This is a genomic window from Streptomyces sp. NPDC048352, assembly GCF_040651895.1.
Classification (GTDB): domain Bacteria; phylum Actinomycetota; class Actinomycetes; order Streptomycetales; family Streptomycetaceae; genus Streptomyces.
In genome coordinates, this window is record NZ_JBEZKZ010000110.1 from 1 (window position 1) to 17,341 (window position 17,341).

The 17,341-nt window shown below is 74.5% G+C and carries 15 protein-coding genes; 9 read left to right on the plus strand and 6 right to left on the minus strand.

Annotated elements, in window-relative coordinates; all coding sequences use genetic code 11:
* Window positions 1–43: 43 nt before the first annotated feature.
* Window positions 44–2,203 (minus strand): MMPL family transporter, encoded by a 2,160-nt coding sequence (locus tag AB0D45_RS32495; RefSeq protein ID WP_362465819.1) that lies wholly within the window; start codon window positions 2,201–2,203, stop codon window positions 44–46.
* 301 nt (window positions 2,204–2,504) lie between these two features.
* On the opposite strand from AB0D45_RS32495, the gene AB0D45_RS32500 reads away from it, so the two are divergent.
* The 3 genes from AB0D45_RS32500 (at window position 2,505) to AB0D45_RS32510 (ending at window position 4,775) form a co-directional block, all read left to right on the plus strand.
* On the plus strand, window positions 2,505–3,692 hold the full coding sequence (locus tag AB0D45_RS32500; protein WP_362465822.1) for a sensor histidine kinase: 1,188 nt from the start codon (window positions 2,505–2,507) through the stop codon (window positions 3,690–3,692).
* On the plus strand, window positions 3,689–4,357 hold the full coding sequence (locus tag AB0D45_RS32505; protein WP_362465825.1) for a response regulator transcription factor: 669 nt from the start codon (window positions 3,689–3,691) through the stop codon (window positions 4,355–4,357). Before AB0D45_RS32500 ends, AB0D45_RS32505 begins: the two co-directional genes overlap by 4 nt.
* Before the next feature lie 142 nt (window positions 4,358–4,499).
* Window positions 4,500–4,775 carry a hypothetical protein gene (locus AB0D45_RS32510; protein ID WP_362465828.1) on the plus strand — a complete coding sequence of 92 codons (276 nt, stop codon included), beginning with the start codon at window positions 4,500–4,502 and terminating at the stop codon, window positions 4,773–4,775.
* On the opposite strand, the gene AB0D45_RS32515 is transcribed toward AB0D45_RS32510, so the two are convergent.
* Window positions 4,742–6,250 (minus strand): DUF4246 domain-containing protein, encoded by a 1,509-nt coding sequence (locus tag AB0D45_RS32515; protein WP_362465831.1) that lies wholly within the window; start codon window positions 6,248–6,250, stop codon window positions 4,742–4,744. The two genes, AB0D45_RS32510 and AB0D45_RS32515, sit on opposite strands and share 34 nt — an antisense overlap.
* Window positions 6,251–6,434: 184 nt before the next feature.
* Between AB0D45_RS32515 and AB0D45_RS32520 the strand changes: the two genes are divergently transcribed.
* The gene (locus AB0D45_RS32520) at window positions 6,435–6,776 is read left to right on the plus strand and encodes a hypothetical protein (RefSeq protein ID WP_361608469.1); all 342 of its coding nucleotides are present in this window, start codon (window positions 6,435–6,437) and stop codon (window positions 6,774–6,776) included.
* A 14-nt stretch (window positions 6,777–6,790) separates the two neighbouring features.
* Here AB0D45_RS32520 and AB0D45_RS32525 read toward each other — a convergent pair whose 3' ends face one another.
* Window positions 6,791–7,528 (minus strand): hypothetical protein, encoded by a 738-nt coding sequence (locus tag AB0D45_RS32525; RefSeq protein WP_361608467.1) that lies wholly within the window; start codon window positions 7,526–7,528, stop codon window positions 6,791–6,793.
* Window positions 7,529–7,600: 72 nt separating this feature from the next.
* Window positions 7,601–8,911, minus strand: a complete 1,311-nt coding sequence (locus AB0D45_RS32530) for an MFS transporter (RefSeq protein WP_362465835.1) — start codon at window positions 8,909–8,911, stop codon at window positions 7,601–7,603.
* A gap of 113 nt (window positions 8,912–9,024) precedes the next feature.
* On the opposite strand from AB0D45_RS32530, the gene AB0D45_RS32535 reads away from it, so the two are divergent.
* The 4 genes from AB0D45_RS32535 (at window position 9,025) to AB0D45_RS32550 (ending at window position 12,845) form a co-directional block, all read left to right on the plus strand.
* A complete protein-coding gene (locus AB0D45_RS32535) occupies window positions 9,025–10,143 on the plus strand; it encodes an AI-2E family transporter (protein ID WP_362465838.1) in 1,119 nt (372 codons plus the stop codon).
* A 42-nt stretch (window positions 10,144–10,185) separates the two neighbouring features.
* Window positions 10,186–10,431: a DUF6158 family protein gene (locus tag AB0D45_RS32540; RefSeq protein ID WP_361608461.1), complete on the plus strand. Its 246-nt coding sequence runs from the start codon at window positions 10,186–10,188 to the stop codon at window positions 10,429–10,431.
* Between the two features lie 261 nt (window positions 10,432–10,692).
* Window positions 10,693–11,271 (plus strand): helix-turn-helix domain-containing protein, encoded by a 579-nt coding sequence (locus tag AB0D45_RS32545; protein ID WP_362465842.1) that lies wholly within the window; start codon window positions 10,693–10,695, stop codon window positions 11,269–11,271.
* Between the two features lie 50 nt (window positions 11,272–11,321).
* Window positions 11,322–12,845 (plus strand): MFS transporter, encoded by a 1,524-nt coding sequence (locus AB0D45_RS32550; RefSeq protein WP_362465845.1) that lies wholly within the window; start codon window positions 11,322–11,324, stop codon window positions 12,843–12,845.
* Between the two features lie 43 nt (window positions 12,846–12,888).
* On the opposite strand, the gene AB0D45_RS32555 is transcribed toward AB0D45_RS32550, so the two are convergent.
* Complete coding sequence (locus AB0D45_RS32555) at window positions 12,889–14,244, minus strand: tetratricopeptide repeat protein (protein ID WP_362465847.1); 1,356 nt, start codon at window positions 14,242–14,244, stop codon at window positions 12,889–12,891.
* A 175-nt stretch (window positions 14,245–14,419) separates the two neighbouring features.
* On the opposite strand from AB0D45_RS32555, the gene AB0D45_RS32560 reads away from it, so the two are divergent.
* Window positions 14,420–15,766 carry a M64 family metallopeptidase gene (locus AB0D45_RS32560; RefSeq protein ID WP_362465850.1) on the plus strand — a complete coding sequence of 449 codons (1,347 nt, stop codon included), beginning with the start codon at window positions 14,420–14,422 and terminating at the stop codon, window positions 15,764–15,766.
* A 75-nt stretch (window positions 15,767–15,841) separates the two neighbouring features.
* On the opposite strand, the gene AB0D45_RS32565 is transcribed toward AB0D45_RS32560, so the two are convergent.
* Window positions 15,842–17,341 (minus strand): carboxylesterase family protein (locus AB0D45_RS32565; RefSeq protein ID WP_362465853.1); only part of this gene is annotated, 1,500 nt, incomplete at its 5' end.

Consider the following 17,341-nt stretch of genomic DNA (forward strand, 5'->3'; position numbering starts at 1 on the left):
TGGGACGTACCGTCCCAGCCGCGCCCCCCGTGCTCGCGGCCGGCTAGCCGACCGGCAGCCGTTCCGCCTGCGCGGGCGGCGCCGTCCGGTGCTCCCCGTCACGTGCCCGCGGCCGCAGCGGCCACCACAGCGAGCGGCGGAGCAGCGCCGCCAGCGAGGGCACCAGGACCACCGACAGGAGCAGGGCGGAGAGCAGGATCCCGACCGCCGTGGCGAACCCGGTCTGCTGCGTCCCGGCGTGCGGGCTCACCGCCAGGCTGCCGAAGGACGCGGCGAGCACCAGCCCGGCCGTGGCGATGGCGGGCGCCGTGTGCCGTACGGCGCGGGCCACCGCCTCCCGGGCCGGTCCGGGCCGTTCCATCTCCTCCCGCACCCGGTCGGCGATCAGGATGTTGTAGTCGGTACCGAGCGCCACCACGAACAGGAACAGCACCAGCGGGAGCGTGAAGTCCACGCCCGGCCGCCCCAGCCCGTGCTGGAAGACCAGGGCCGACGCCCCCAGCGTCGCCGCGAAGCCGAGTCCCACCGCCAGCATCAGCACCACCGGCGCGAGCACGCTCCGCAGCAGCACCAGCAGGATCACGGCGATCAGCACCGCCGCCACCGGGAAGATGACCTTCAGGTCCTTGTCGACGGCCATCGCGATGTCCGCGAACACCGAAGCGGTACCCCCGACATGGGCCTCGGTCCCCGCCGGCAGGTTCTTCCGCACCGTCTCCCGGACCGGGCCGGAGACCAGGTCGCGGGCCTGCTGCCCGCCCGACTCGACGGCCAGCAGCAGGTCGATCCTGGCCGCCTTCCCGTCCTGGCTCAGAACGGTCGGAGCGACCTGCCCCACGCCCGGAACCCGGGCCAGCGCCCCGGCCAGCCCGGCCACGCGCTCCGCGCGGAGCGGAGCGCCGTCCGTGGCGGCGACGAGCACGCTCGTCGGGTCCGAGACCCCGGCGGGCAGGGCGCGGGAGATCTCCTCGGCCGTCTCCACGGCGGCGGTCCGCTCACCGCCCGCGCCGGACTGGCCGTAGTCCATGCGGATGCCGGCCAGGCCCGCCGTCAGTGCGCCGAGCAGCACCACCGACGCGAGGACCAGCGCCACCGGGCGCCGCGCCGTCAGCCGGCCGAGCCGGCCCGCGACCCCCTCGCTGGGTGCGCGGTCCAGGGCGCGCGAGGGCCAGAACATCTTCCGGCCGGTCACGGCCAGCAGCGCCGGCATCAGGGTGAGGCTGCCCAGCAGCATCACCAGCACCGACACCGCGATGGCCGGGCCCAGCACCCGGAACTGGCCGAAGGAGGCGATGCCGAGCGTGGCGAACGCGGCGACGATCGTCAGGGCCGCCGAGGTGACGGCCGTGCCCACCCGGCCCGCGACCTCGGCGGCCGCCGCGCGCCCGCTCTGCCCGGGCCGGCTCCGCAGCTGCTCGCGGAAGCGGAACAGCAGGAAGAGGAAGTAGTCGATGCCGATGCCCATGAGCACCACGTTGATCAGCCCGGGAGTGGAGGGTGCCAGCCGGATCCCGCTCGCCATCGAGCCCAGGACCACCGCGCCGACGGCCGCGCCGCCCACGATGGTCACCGCGAGCAGGGGCAGCAGCGCGGCGAACACGCTGCGGAACACCAGGACGTGGAGCAACACGATCAGCCCCAGGACCACCGCGCCGACCACCGTCGACCGGGTCTTCTCGGCGTCGGCTGTGTCCACCGTGGCGGCCAGCCCGCCCGTGAACCCCGTCCGCAGGCCGGCCTCCCCGAACGCGGCCCGGGCGTCCTCGCGGAACGCCTTGTACGTGCTCTGCACCCCGGGGTCCTCCGGGTTGCCTTCCAGCTGCACGGACAGCAGCCGGAAGGACCGGTCGGGGGCCGTCGTCCCCGCGCCGATCCGCGGGACCTGGGAGTGGTCCTGCGTGAACGGCGGGTCCTCCTCCGTCCTGGGCATGACGACCTCCTTGTGGGCCAGCCGCTGCGCCACCTCCTCGATCCTGCGCTCGTCGGGCGCGGCGAGCGCCGCACCGTCCGTACGGGCCACCAGGACCGTCAGCGGGTCGGAGTCCGACCGGGCGCCGAAATGCTCCTCGGAGATCCGCAGCGCGGCCGCCGAATCGTAGGAGGCGGGCAGGAAGCCGTCGTTGCCGGGCTGGGTGGCGCGGAAGACGAACACCTGGCCCAGGATCGCCAGCCCGATGCCCAGCACCGCCCAGAGGGCGATCACCTTCCATGCGTTTCTCGTCGAGCATCCCGTCAGGGCGCGGATCACTGTTCTCCTCCGGTGTCGTCGGTGGCGGACCGGCCGGAGTGCCCGGCCGGTTACCAGACCATCAGCGGCCGGACGGGAAAACGTCCTGGTGGAGGAGGAGAACGCCCTCGGGACCACGGTCCGGGATCCGGCCCCGACCAGGACCCTGGTCCTGGTCGGGACCGGTCCCCGCGGCCGCTGTCCCGGCCCGGGACCGGTGTGAGAATGGATCCCGGGAGGGCGGCCCCGGGGCGGTCCGTGAAGGAGGGACCGGACGATGGGCACGCAGGCCGAGAGGCTGACGTGGACGCGCAACGACGCACTGGTGGCGGTCGGCGCGGCGGCCGTGGACCTCACGGGCTTCGCCTTCGAGACCCAGTTCGAGGGCGTGTCCCTCGAAGTCACGGCGGCGTTCTGCGTGGTGGCCTCGGCGATGGCCCTGCTGGCCCGGCGCCGTCACCCGCTGGTGACGCTCGCGGCGGTCCTGGTCCTGGGCGCGGTGGTGAACCTGACCGCCTCCGTGTCCCCGCACTTCGGCCTGACCCCTGCCGTCGCCCTGTACTCGGTCGCCGTGGCCTGCCGGCCCGTCGCGATGGTCCTCGCCGCCCTCGCCACGGCGCCCCTGGTCAGCCTCGGACAGGGCGGCCTGCCCTTCGGCGACGGCTTCGGCCTGCTCGCCAACACGGGCGCCACCCTCCTCGTCCTCACCACCGGCCTCCTGGCCAGGCGCTGGCAGCAGGAGACCGAGGCCAAGCGGATCCTGATCGCCGAACGGGCGGTGGCCGAGGAACGCCGCCGCATCGCGCGGGAGCTGCACGACATCGTCGCCCACCACATCACCACCATGCAGCTCATGGCCGGCGGTGCCCGGGCCAACCTCGCCCACGACCCCGGGGCGGCCCGCGAGGCGCTGGTGACCCTGGAGGACTCCGGCCGGCTGGCCCTCACCGAGATGCGGCAGCTGCTCGACGTCCTGCGGGCCGGGGAGGAGCCGGAGACCGCGCCGCCGGCCCCGCAGCCCGGTGCCGGGGACCTGGAGCGGATCATCACGGAGTCCCGCCTCGCCGGGATGGACACGGAGTTCAGCGTGAGCGGCCCGGCCCGCCCGCTGCCGCCCACCGTCGGCCTGACCGTGTTCCGCGTCGTGCAGGAGGCCCTGACCAACACCCGCAAGCACGCCGGGAACGCCCCCGCCCGGGTACGGCTGACGTACCGCCCGGACGAGGTCGCCGTGGAGGTCTGCGACGAGGGCCCCCGCGACGGCGCCGGCCGCCGTGCCCCCTCCCGGCGCGGGGGCCACGGCCTCGTCGGCATGCGCGAACGCGTGGCCCTGCACGGCGGCACCCTGGAGGCCGCACCCGGGGCGGACGGCGGCTTCCGGGTCGCGGCCCGCCTCCCCCTGCCGCCCGACGGGGGCGCCCCCCACGACCAGAACGACCCGCTCCGAGAGGAACCCACCCGATGATCCGCGTCCTCATCGCCGACGACCAGCCGCTGGTACGGCGCGGCCTGGCCCTCATCCTGGCACCCGACCCGGACATCGAGGTCGTCGGCGAGGCCGCGGACGGCGCCGAGGCCGTGGCCCTCGCCCGGCGGCTGCGGCCCGACGTGGTGGTCATGGACATCCGCATGCCGGTCCTGGACGGGGTGGCCGCCACCGGGCAGCTGGCGGCGGCCCGGCCCGAGTCCCGGGTCCTCGCGCTGAGCACCTTCGACATGGACGAGTACGTGGTCGCCGCCCTGCGCGCCGGCGCCTACGGCTTCCTGCCCAAGGACGTCTCCCCCGAGGAGCTGACCGCCGCAGTCCGCACCGTCCACGCCGGGGAGGCCGCCGTCGCCCCCAGACTGCTGACCCGGCTGATCTCGACCTACGTACGGTCCGCCCCGCGCGCGCCCCGCCCCGCCCCCGCGTCCCCCGCCGGGCTCACCCCGCGCGAGCTGGAGATCTGGCGGCTGCTCGCCGGAGGCCTCGACAACGCGGCCATAGCCGCCGAACTGGACATCAGCGTCTCCACGGTCAAGAACCACATCACCGCGGTCTTCGGCAAGCTGGGCGTGCGCGATCGCGCGCAGGCCGTGATCGCCGCGTACGAGACGGGCCTGGTGGAACCGGAGCGGAGGAGCGGTTGATCACCAAGTGCCCGCAGAGACCCGGAATCCCCCTGGCTGTCGCACGTCTGACCAGCCAGAACACTGGATGATCCGCCGGTGCGCCGGGAGCTCCCCGCATGGCACAGTGCCAGGAGCACAGCCGCCGGACCAGGGAGCCCCCATGCGTGATCCGCACACCGCGCCGCCGGTACTCGCCGCGGCGCCCGAGTGCCGGACCGACCCGGGCCCGCCGGCCTCGCCGCCGGCCTCCTCCCCCCTGCCGGCCTGCCCCCGGTGCGCGGCCGCACCCGAGCGGATCTCCTGGCGCCAGCGCCCGGGCGAACCGGTGGTGCTGGCCTTCGACCCCTGCGGCCACCGCTGGACCTCCCCGGCCCCGCCCGTCCTGGCCGTCACCCCGCCGGTTCAGTGCTCGCAGAGGGAGAACTCCCGCTCGTAGAGCTGCTCGTTGTGCTCGTCGACGAAGAACTTCCGCTCCCGCATCAGCTGTTCGCGGTACTCCTTCGCCTGGTCGAGCGTCATGGTCGACGTCTGCGACCACGGTTGCTGCGGCGGCACATCGGACGTCGAGACGATGGTCTCCGACGGGTCGACCAGGAAGAACGCGAGGATCTTGCGATGTCCCGGGCGGGCCGGGTCCGCGAGGCGGAACGAGCCGACGCGGTGCTGCAGGACGTTCGGGAACGCCAGAGCGCGGCCTGCCGGGGTCGACGCCGAGCCCAGCACCTGGTTCAGCGCGTCCTCGTCCTCCAGGCCGTAGACCTCGCGCACGCCGTTGTCGTCGTTCTGTTCGTAGTCCGGGTCGTCGAGTGCCGCCCGGAAGGCCAGCCGGCTTTCGGTGATGTTCTCGCTGTCCCAGTAGTAGAGGGCGGTCGAGACGATCCGCTCGTTCAACATCCCCTCGACGTGCCAGGAACCGCCGGGGTACTCCGGCTTGTCCGGGGTGAGGTGCACGGTGGCGAGCTTGACGATGACCTGGAGACGGCGGCCGCGCAGGTCGACGCGGGCGGACGCGTCCGGCAGCTCGGGCGGCGTGAAGACCGGGGCGTCCGGGAGGACCGGACGGCGGTTCTCCCACCAGTCGTCCTGGGCCAGTTCCCACGCGCGCACCGCCTCCGCGTAGGCCTTCTCGTCGCCGTGGGCGGCCCTGTCCGGCTGCTCCGGCTCCGAGTCGTACCACCCGTAGGGATCGGCCTCGATCCGCAGGGGCCGCGGATGGCGCAGATCGGTGAGCACGTTCTCCAGCAGGGGGAGCAGGCGCGCGAACACGTCCGGCAGGACGGAGGCCAGCTCGCGATGGTCGGTCGGGTGGACGTTGTTGACGTACGAACGGAAGGCGACACCGCCGTCCTCGCTGACGTCGACGTCCGTGGGCAGCCACTGGAACTTCTCCGAGAACTCGTACTTCGAGTAGCGGTCCGTCGGGTTCTGCCAAGCCCGCTCCGGCGCACCGCTCACGTCGCGCACCAGGCAGAACATCGACGGATGCACCAGGTCCAGTACCTGGCCGTCGGATCCGGGATGCCAGTCCTGTTCCGATGCGGGGACCTCTTCCAGGACCCGGACCGCCTCGCGCAGCCGGGACCTGAGCGCGTCGTCGACCAGTGCGTCCGACTGCCACACGCCGTCGACGGCGGACACCTCGACGCCGGTCCGTCCGTCCCGCAGCGCGGCGTAGTGCGCGAGTTCGGCCAGGACGTAGCGGACCTGCGCTTCGGTGAGGCCCTGGGCGACGGCTTCCCGCGTCCACCGGGCGACGACCCCGGCATCGTGCATCTTGTCGAACCACCCCGGCTTCGACCGGATGTGGGCGCTGCACTGCATCATCTGCAGTTCCCGCAGCGTCCGGGGCGTCGCGAACGCTATGGAACGGGAAGCGTGAAAGGGCAGCGGGAAGGGAGACAGGCCGGTCAACTCTTCTGGTCCTCCGAGTCGGTGTGCGGTGGCGGGAAGAATACGTGAGCGGACCGACAGCGCAGCCGTGGTCCCCGTCGCCGCCGGTGTGGATCTCCTCGTATCCTGCACCTGAACACCTGCGAGCAGCATCGATGAGCGGGGTCGCGCCCCGCGCCGACCCGGCGGGAACGGGAGAACCCTGATGGACGTGCAGCACTTCGAGCGGATCACCGCGTTCATCGAGGCGCGGCTGACGCCGCTGTTCGACGCGGAGACCGGAAGTGAGCGCGGCTTCGCGATGGACGACACCTCCCGGGCCCTGCGCGCGCTGCGCAACAGCGTGCTGGAGGCCTCCGCGGTCAAGGGGCTCATCGCGACGCGGGAGACGGCCGAACCGCTGGTGCGCAAGGTCATCGACCAGTCGGTGGAGCACCACTGGGACGTGCTGCGCGGCATCGCCCGCCAGTGGGAGGACCACGCCGACTTCCGCCGCGAGTTCAAGCGCCACGCGTGGGAGCTCGACGGGGCCGGCGCCCCGGCCTGAGCGGGCGGGGCGGTTCAGGGGTGGGGCGCGCCGCCGATCAGGTGGCCGATCCGGCGCTCCAGCCCGCTCCAGCGCCGGTCGTGCCGGTACGCCCGCTTCAGGGTCCGGGCCCGCGTCCGGGGCCGGCGCCCGTAGAAGCGGCGGGCCCACGGCGAGACCGGCCGGGCCAGCCGGACCGCCGCGATCAGGGCGATCAGCGGCACGATCGCCCCGATCATCGCCAGCCTGGGCTTGCCCTTGAGCAGCGCCACCGCGGCCAGCAGCAGGTTGACCAGCACGGTGGCCCCGAAGAGCAGCCGGTTCTCCTGCTGGTCCTCGCTCAGCCCGTCCACGCCCAGCGGGACGAACCCGCACAGCAGCAGCCCCGCCAGGGCCGAGGTCATGACCACGGCCTCGACGCTGAGCATGCCCTCCTCGCTCCAGTAGACGTCGCTCAGGTGCAGGATCAGCGCGAACTCGTCCAGGACCAGCCCCGTCCCCATCCCGAAGAGCACGGCCGCCACCCAGGAGCCCCACCCCGTTCGGCCGCCCGCGATCGCGGTGAAGCCCCCGACGGTCATCAGGATCACCCCGGGGACGCAGTGGTGCACGTGCAGGCCGCCCGGCGTGACATTGCGGAAGGGCCCCTTCCCGGCCCGGATCATCCGGGTGACGACCCGGGTCACCGCGAAGGTCACCACGAACGCCGACAGCGCCAGGAGCAGCGGGAGTTTCCCCGGCTCCAGGATGTTGCGGTACCACCAGTCGCCCATGCCGTCACCCTCCCGGCCCCGGCCGCCGCGCGCACCGCGAACACCGCCGTTCGGGCGCCGGGCCGCCGCCGCTCAGGCCGCCGCCCCCGCCGGGTCCGGCTGTCCTTGCGGCTGCGCCTCCCGCGCGGCCCGGCGCCGCAGCGCGTCCTCGTCGGTGTCCGCGTCGTAGGAGACGAGCTTCGGCAGCGCCGCGGCCAGCAGGGCCACCGCCGCCACGCACGCGAGGCCGCCGCTCCAGAACGCCGGCCGGGTACCCGTCCAGCCGGCCATCGTGCCCGCCCGGACCTGCCCGAGCTGCGGCCCGACACTGTACGAGAGCACCTCGATCCCCGCGAGCCGCCCCCGCAGCTCCTCCGGGATCGTCTGGTTCCAGATGGTGGACCGGCCCAGCCCGCTCAGCATGTCGCCGGCGCCCGCCACCGCGAGGCACAGCAGCACCGGCCAGATGGCGGTGAACCAGCCGGCGGCGGCGATCGCCAGCCCCCACGCCGCGGCGCCGAAGACCACCAGCAGCCCGTGCCGCCGTACCCGCGACACCCAGCCGCTGGTCAGCCCCAGCACCAGTGAGCCCACCGCTCCCGCCGCGTACATCAGGCCGAGCGCCCACACGGCGTCCAGCTCGTCGGCGAGGAACGGGAAGATGGCGTTGGGGAACGCGAAGAACATCGCCGCCAGGTCGACGGCGTACGTCCCCAGCAGCACCGGCCGCCCCCACGCGTACCGGGCGCCCTCGGCGATGCCCCGCAGCGAGGGCCGCTCCCCGCCCCCGACCGGCGGCGCCGGAGCGAGCCGCGCGCACAGCACCACCGACACGGCGAACCCCGCCACGGTCACGGCGTACGCCGACGGGTAGCCGGCGTACGCGACGACGACACCGGCCAGCGCGGGGCCGGCGATCGCCCCGAACTGGTAGCGCAGCGCGTTGAGCGCGGCCGCGGCGCTCAGCTGGTCGTGCGGCACGATCCGCGCCATCAGCGAGTCCAGCGCCGGACGCTGGAGGCCCGTCAGCGCCGACACCCCGGCCGCCACCACGTACAGCGGCCACAGCAGCGGATGCGGCAGCAGCGAGTTCACCAGGAGCACCAGCGCGAGCACCCCGAGCCCGGCCTCCGTCAGCAGGATCAGCCGCCGCCGGTCCACCGCGTCGGCGAGCGCGCCGCCGTACAGCCCGCAGACCACCAGCGGGACCAGCTCCACCGCACCCATGGCGCCGACGGCCAGCGGCGAGTCCGTCAGGTGTTTGATCTGGAGCGGCAGGGCGATCATCGCCATGAAGGAGCCGAAGAAGGTGACCGCGCCCTGGAAGAACAGCAGCCGGAAGTCACGGCTGGAACGCCAGGGGGCGAGGTCGGGCAGGACGGAGGCCAGGCGGGATCTGCTCACGGCGGACCATCCTGCGCCGCCGCACCCGCCCGGGCAACGCGTTTTCCGCCCCGGACGGGTCAAAACGGCACGTGGAGCGTGGCAGCGGCCGCCGGCGGTGGCACGCATGGGTCATGCCGCCGGTGTCCCCGTTCCTGCGTACGGCCGCGGCCCACGCCTGGCGCCTGCTGGTCGTCGGCGTGGCGGTCTATGCCGTCTTCTCGCTGCTGGGCCGCTTCCACGAGATCGGCGTGGCGCTCTTCCTCGGCCTCGTCGTGACGGCGCTGCTGTCACCGCCCACCCGCGGCCTGGCCCGCGTCCTGCCCCGCTCCGCGGCCGTCGCCATCAGCCTCGTCGGGAGCATCGTCCTGCTGCTGGGCGTCCTCGCCCTGGTCGGCGAAGCGGTGGCGGGGGAGAGCGCCACCCTGGTCCGCGAGTTCCGCGAGGGCCTCTCCAGCATCGAGGGGTGGCTGGAGGGCCCGCCCTTCCGGCTGCACCCCGGGGCGCTCTCCGGCCTCCAGTCCAAGGCCGGCGCGTACCTCTCGGAGCACCGCTCGACCCTGCTGGACACGGCCGTCAGCGGGGCCGGCCACGTGGTGCAGGTCCTCACCGTGCTGGCCCTCGCGGTGTTCTCCTCGGTCTTCTTCCTGCACGGCGGCACCCGGCAGTGGGCGTGGTTCTGCGGCCAGCTGCCCGAGCGGGCCCGCGGGCGGGTGGGAGTCGCGGGGCGCGCGGCCTGGCGCACGTTCACCGGGTACACGCACGGGATCGTGCTGGTCGCGGCGACCAACGCCGTGCTCGTGGGGCTGGCGCTCTACTTCCTCGGGGTCCCGCTGGCCCTGCCGCTGGCGCTGCTGGAGTTCTTCGCGGCCTTCGTCCCCCTGGTGGGGTCCCCCGTCGCGCTCGCCGTCGCGGCGGTGGTCGCGCTGGCGGCGAGGGGGCCGCTGATCGCGGGCGTGGTCATCGCGCTGATCGTGGTGATCGGCCAGATCGAGGGGCACCTGCTGCATCCGCTGGTGATGAGCTGGGCGGTGCGGCTGCACCCGCTCGTGGTGGCGGTCTCGGTGATCGCCGGGGCCATCGCGGCCGGGGTGGTCGGGGCGGTGGTCGCGGTGCCCCTGGTCTCGGTGGTCTGGTCGGTGCGCTGCGCCCTGCGCGCCCACGCCGACGGGGCCGACGACGCGCCGGATCCGCCGCGGCGGGAGGCGGGGGAGGGGCCGCGGGAGGGGCCGAGTCCCCGCCCGGACGGCTGACCGTCCCCGGCCCGCTTACCGTAGGACGTGGAGGTGGTTGCCATGGCAGAGCACGCCGCCGGACCGGCGGCGCGGGAACTGGAGGACGGCCGGCTGCTGAGGGAGCTGGAGACCATCCACCGCACGCGCCACGAAACCCTGCTGCACGGCTCGGACGACGCGCTGGCCACGCACACCCAGCGGCTCAAGGAGCTGGAGGACGAGTACGTGCGCCGGCACCCGGAACGGGCCCCCACCGCGGGCCGTACCCGCTCGGGCGCCCGCGCCCGCACCCAGGGCGAGGACTGAGGGCCGGCAGGCCGGTCAGCGGCGCCCGTAGAACTGGTCCGCCCCGCGAATGCGCGGGGCGGCAGTGGGCTTGTGCCCTGCGGCGGCGCCGCGAAACCCGCCCGTGCCGCGGGAGGTGCGCGCCGCAACGCGGGCGTCGTCAGGAGCCCTGAATCGGCGCACCCCAAGCAGGCCCAAGCAGACCCAAGCAGACCCCGTTCATGAGTCATCTTTGCATCGAGTGAGACAGCTCTGTATCATTCGAGGCGAAGGAGGCTCATCATGGTGCCCGAAGAAGAACTGCTCGACGCCGCGGCGCGCGTCCTCGCGGGCGACCACAGCGCCTCGATGGTCCAGATCGCCGCTCGCATCGGCACGAGCCGGGCCACCCTGAGCCGCCGCTACGCCACCCGCGAGGCCCTGCTCAAAGCCGTGGCCGTCCGGGCCATCCACGTCGTCGACGGCTGCCTGGCCCCCGCCGACCTGCCCGGGGCCACCGCCGACGCGGCGGCCTTCGACGCCGCGCTGGAGGAGCTGGTCGTGGCCCTGCTGCCCGCCGCCCACCTGTACGGGTTCACCTCGCGCGACGCCACCGTCCTCGCCGACCCCGACTTCAAGGCCGGGCTGGTGCACCAGGACCAGCGGGCCCTGCGCTTCCTCGCCCTCGGCCAGCGGCTGGGCCGGCTGCGCGCCGACCTTCCGCCGTACTGGATCTGGTACTCGCTCTGGGGCCTGCTCGACGCCGCCGCCGAAGGCGTGCGCGACGGCCACCTGGCCCCCCGCCGGATCGGACACCTCGTCCGGACGTCCTTCCTCGGGGGAGCGCGGCCCCCCTGGCCGCCCCCCGGCCCCGAAGCCTGATCCGCCGCCCCGGGCGGCTCCCTCCCGTGCACGACCCCGAACGGAACCCCATGCACACCCCCACGCAGGACCCGCGGCGCTGGATCGTCCTCGCGATCCTCTCCGGCAGCCTCCTGCTCATCTCCATGGACACCACGATCCTGAACGTGGCGTTCCCCTCGCTCGTCGCCGACCTCCAGCCCGGCGCCGTACAGCAGCTGTGGATCATCGACGTCTACGCCCTCGCCCTGTCCGGGCTCCTGGTCACCGCCGGAGCCCTCGGCGACCGCTGGGGCCGCAAGCGGCTGCTCATGGCCGGCTTCGGCATCTTCTCCGCCGCCTCGCTGATCGCCGTCTTCTCCACCGAGGCCTGGCACGTCATCGCGGCCCGCGCCCTGCTCGGCGTGGGCGGCGCGGCCATCATGCCGTCCACCCTGTCGATCCTGCGCAGCGTCTTCACCGACGCCGGGGAACGCGCCTTCGCCCTCGCCGTCTGGGCCGCCGTGTTCGGCGGCGGCATGGCCTTCGGACCCGTCATCGGCGGCCTCCTCGTCCAGGACCACGGCTGGCACTCCGCCTTCCTGCTCAACCTCCCCGTCGCCGCCCTGATCGTCGCGGCGGGCCTGCGCTACCTGCCCGAATCGCGCGCTCCGCGCGGCACCGGCCGCTGGGACTGGTGGGGCGTCGGCCAGTCGGTCACCGGCATGCTCGCCCTCGCCGGCGGCATCAAGCAGCTCGGCAAGAGCGGCATCGCGGATCCGCTGCCCTGGGCCCTGCTCGCCCTCGCCGCCCTCGCGCTCACCGTCTTCGTCCGCCGCCAGCTGCGCGTGGACGAGCCGCTGCTCCAGGTACGGCTGTTCACCAAGCCCGCCTTCAGCGTCGCGGCCACCGCGATCTTCCTGCCGATGGTGGGCATGGGCGCCGTCCTCTTCCTCGTCACCCAGTGGTTCCAGTACGGCCAGGGCTACACCCCGCTGGAGGCCGGCATCCGCCTGCTGCCCGCGCCGCTGGCGCTGATCTGCGCCTCGATGGTGGCGCCCGCACTGATGGCCCGCTATCCGATCCGGCACGTGCTGGGCGCCGGACTCGTCGTCCTGGCCGCCGGAATGGCGACGCCCTGGACCGTCCAGCAGTTCACCGAGCCCGGCTACCCGGCCTTCGCGGCCGGACTCACCGTCATGGGGCTCGGCGCCGGCATCGCGACCACGGTGGCCTCGGTGACCCTGGTCTCCGCCGCGCCGGCCGACCAGGTCTCCAGCGCGGCCGCCATCGAGGAGACCTGCTACGAACTGGGCTCCGCGATGGGCGTCGCCGTCCTCGGCAGCACCGCCGCCGCCCTCTACCGGGGCAACCTGCCGGTGCTCGACCTCGACGGCCCCGCCGCGGGCGCCGTACGGGACTCGGTCGGCGAGGCGGCGCACACCGCCGAGCGGCTCGGCGGCACCGTCGGCCAGGCCCTCCTGGAGACCGCCTCGCACGCCTACACCCTGGCGATCACCCCGGCGTTCCTGATGGCCGCGGCCCTGGCCGTCGCCGCCGCGGCCACGACCTGGGCCCTGATCCCGCGGGACCTCCAGCCCACCGAGAACCACTGACCGCCCGTCCGCACGGCCCGCCCGCACCGCTCCCGCAGCCGCCTCAGCGCGGCGCCGGGAGCGGTGCCGGGTACGCCGGGGCGGCCGGGGCCGGACCCAGGGTGGTCGTGCCCGGTGCCGCCCGGTGGCCGAGGCCGGTGCGGTAGGCGTCCATCGCCGCCTCCGTACGCCCCGCCCGGCGCAGCAGGTCGCCCAGCAGCCGGCACACGTCCGCCAGGTCCCCGCCCGCCCCGCTGCGCTCCAGCAGGGCCAGCGCCCGTACGTAGTGCTCCTCGGCGGCCTCCGCGTCCCCGCGCTCCTGCGCGATCAGCCCCAGCAGCCGGTGTGCGCCTCCCGCGTGCACCGCCCCCGGACCCGCACCCTCCTCCAACAGTCCCGAAACCAGCTCGGCCGCCTCCTCGTACCGGCCCAGGCGGCGCAGCACGTCGGCCAGCTCCACCTCCACCTGCGCCGTGTACAGCGCCGCCCGCCGCTCCGTCAGCATCTCCCGGGCGATCCGCAGCTCCCGCTCCGCCGCCGCCAGTTCCCCGTGCTGCGCCTGGACGTAGCCGCGCATCCAGTGGCAGTGCGCCAGATCGGTCCGCAGCCGCAGCTGGCGGTAGACCGCCTGGGCCTTGGCCAGCGAGGCGTCGGCGTCGGCGACGCGGCCCTCGGTGAGGAAGGTCCGCGCGACCTGCCGGTGCATCCCCGCCACCAGCGCCGGATCCCCGACCTGCGGAGCCAGCGCCAGCGCCAGCTCCGCGGCATGGGCCGCGCGGGCGTGGGCGCCCATGTCGATGTACGGGCCGATGACCGCCGAGTACAGCAGCACCAGCGCCTCCGGATCCCCGAGCCCGCCCGCGTTCAGCGCGTCGATCGCCGACTCCAGCAGGTAGCAGGCGTACCGCAGCTCCCCGGCCAGCAGGTGGGCGACGGCCCGGCCCCGGATCGGCCGGGCCCGGCGCGGCAGCGGCTCGTCCGCCAGCAGGAGCTCCGCCGCCTCGAAGTGCCGGGCGGCCCCGGCCAGTTCGCCGGCCTCCAGGGCGCAGTCGCCGAGTCCGAGCAGCGCCTCGGCCCGCTCGTCGGCCAGGTCCAGTCGCTCCGCCTCGGCCAGCAGCCGCCGGAACTCTGCCGCGGCCTCCTCCGCCGGGCCCGTGGCCAGGGTGCGCTGGGCGTCGGTCAGGGCGAGCCGCAGCTCGGCGGCCAGCCGGGCCGGCCGCCCCGTGGCGAGCTCCTCGTACGAGGTGCCGAGCCGTTCCGCGAGGAAGCGCAGCGCGGTCTCCGAGGGGCGCACCTTGCCCGCCTCCAGGGTGGACACGTACGCCGGGGTGTACGACGGCTCCGCCAACTGCCGTTGAGTGAGTCCGCGTTCCGCGCGCAGCCGCTGCACCCTGCGGCCGATCTCGGCCGGTTCGTCCATGAACTCCCCCTGTTGTGACCCCGGGACCTGCAACTCCTCAGTATGGAACGGGAGTCGGGCATTGCGCAGCGCCTCGTCCGCCGCCTAGTTTAAGCAGCCGGTTCAGCGGACTTAACCATCCGCTTAACCGTCCGCCCGTCTCCTCGCCCGACTCCCGCCCCCCACGGAGGACTTCATGAGGCGAACCGCCCGTCCCGCACTGCGCACGGCCCTCGCGGCGGCCTGCGCGAGCGCCGCGCTGCTGGCCGCCGCCACCGCGCCCGCCGCAGCCGCCGACCCGCCCCGGCCGGCCGGCGTGAAGGTCGAGATACCCGGGCCGGAACACGGTGGCGACGCCGGATCCGGCCACACCCTGGTACCCGCCGCCGGGCGGGCGAAGGCCGCGCCCCGCCTCTCCGAGGCAGCGCGCGCCGCCGACGGCCGGGTCACCAAGGTGATCGACAACGGCCCCGCATCGGACCGGCTGGACGTCGTCGTCATCGGCGACGGCTACACCGCCGGCGAGCTGGACCGCTTCCACGACGACGCCCGCGCCAAATGGGCCGAGGTCACCGCCGTCGAGCCGTACACCACCTACCGTGACCTCTTCAACGTCTGGACCGTGGACGCCGTCTCCGCCCAGTCGGGGGTCTCCGGCGACCCCGGCCCCGACACCGTCCGGGACACCGCGCTCGGCTCGTACTTCTGGTGCGAGTCCATCGAACGGCTGCTCTGCGTGGACCAGCCCAAGGTCGACGCCTACGTTGCCAAGGCGCCCGAGGCCGACCTGGTCGTCGTCCTGGCCAACAGCACCAAGTACGGCGGCGCCGGATACAACGAGCCCAGCGCCACCCTCGGCTACGAGGGCATCTCCACCGCCTCCGCCGGCCACCCCAAGTCCGGTCAGGTCGCCATCCACGAGACCGGCCACTCCCTCGGCAAGCTCGCCGACGAGTACTTCTACCCGGGCGTCCCCGACTACGAGAAGTACACCGGCCCCGAACCGGCCGACCCCAACTCCTCCACCCTGGACGCCTCCCGGATGGCGGCGCAGCACGCCAAATGGCACCGCTGGCTCGGGGAGGCCTCCCCGGACGGCGGGACCGTCGGCGCGTACGAGGGCGGCGGCTACTACGTCACCGGCCTCTACCGGCCCACCGACAACTCCCTCATGCGGGTCCTGGGCAAACCCTTCAACCTCCCCGGCGTCGAGGCCATGATCGCCGGCTTCCACCGGCACGCCCGCCTGGTCACCCCGCTCACCCCGACCGACCGCACCCTGCGGCTGCGGCACACCGCCAAGGCCGCCGTCCCCCGCCTGTACGGGAGCGACGGCCGCCGGCCGGAGGTCCGCTGGTACCTCGACGGGCGCGAACTGAAGCGGTTCGCGGGCCGCAGCGAAGTCCGGGTGGCCGAGCTGTGGCTGCTCGACCTGCGCACCCACAAGCTGTCGGTGACCGCCGAGGACCGCACCCCCTCGGTCCGCGACCCCGAGATCGCCCGGGCCCTGACCTCCACCGCCACCTGGGACGTCCGGCTCTGAGCCCCCGGCGCCCCGCCCGCACCTGCCTCAGACCGAGGCCGCGTAACGCCAGAACGCGCGCATCACCGCCGGCGGTCATCGGCGGTGGACACGAGGCCGCCCCCTCTCGGGCGGTGTCGGGAACGGCAGGGCGTCCCAGAGGGCGCAGTGGTGCGCGGACGCCGCGTCGACCGGCCGGATCCCGCCCCTGCCCGGCGCCAGGCTCAGCACGGACGGGGCGGGCCCCCCGAACCGGGGCCAGGCCGGTGAGCCCGGCGCGTTCGGCGAACCGGTACGGGCGAAGCGCGTCCAGTAGCCGGCCATCCGCCCGGACAGCGCCCGCTGCGGCGGCGTCAGCGCGACCGTCGTGAACAGGTACGGCAGTTCGAAGCCGTGCGTCGCGCCGTACGGGAAGCCGGCCGGCGCGGGCAGACCGGTGAAGTCGGGTGCTCCGGTGTCGCTGAACAGGTACGCGTACGTGGGCACGTGCCGGGCCAGCGTACGGCTGTCCCGCAGCGTGGGACAGGTGAAGGAGGCGTCGGTCAGCAGCGCGGCCCAGGCCAGCGCGGCCGTGGGGAAGGCCGCCTGCGGGTAGGCGGCCTCCACGGCCGGGGCCGCCGGGCCGAAGGAGGTCCGCAGCCGCAGCCGGTAGCCCTCGCCGTCGCCCACCGGATACGCCGCCAGGGTCTGCGCGACGAACAGCCGCATCTCGTCGAGGTTGCTGCCCTGCACGACCGGTACCCGGTGGAAGCGCCCCGACTCCAGCGCCCGGCGCGGCTCGGCCGGCAGCAGGGCGTTGCCGTACGCCACCCCCGAGAACCGCTCCATCAGCTCGGCCGTCAGCAGCCGGCCGGTGTCCAGGGCCCGGAGGCAGTCGAGCACCCGGCCCGCGGGCCGGCCGCCGCAGCCGAGGGAGGCCGCCGCCGCCACACCGGCCGAGACCGTGCGCTCCTCGGGCACGAAGGGCTCGTACGTCCCGACCGTCGGCAGCAGCGCGTACGGCGGCATCGTGGTCGAGCAGGAGCCGCTCTGGACGATCGCCCGCCGGAAGAGGCCGGCCGAGCCGGGGGACACCAGGTGCGCGCAGACGCTCAGCGCGCCCGCCGACGCCCCGAAGACGGTGACCCGCTCCGGGTCGCCGCCGAAGCCGGCCGCGTTGGCCCGAACCCAGCGCAGCGCCGCCTGCTGGTCGGCGAGCCCGAAGTCCGGGGCCCCGCCCAGCTCCGGATGCCCGAAGAAGCCGAGGATCCCGAGCCGGTAGTTGACGGTGACCACGACCGCGTCACCCCGCACCGCGAGCGGCTGCGGCCGGTACGCGTCGCCGGAGCCGAAGCGGAAGCCGCCGCCGTGGAACCACACCATCACCGGCCGCCCCCGTCCCCGCCCCGCCGGGGCGGTGACGTTCAGGTACAGGCAGTCCTCCGAGCCGGCCGGCCCGCCCGGCCCGATCGCCGGCAGCTGCGGGCAGCGGGACCCGGGCGCCCCGGCGTCGAGGACGTCCGTGCGGCGGGGTTCTTCACCGCCGCCGTCGCGTACGTGGCCGAGGAGCGCTCCACCGCCCTGCGCGAGCTGTTCCATGCCGCCCCGGCGCCGCGT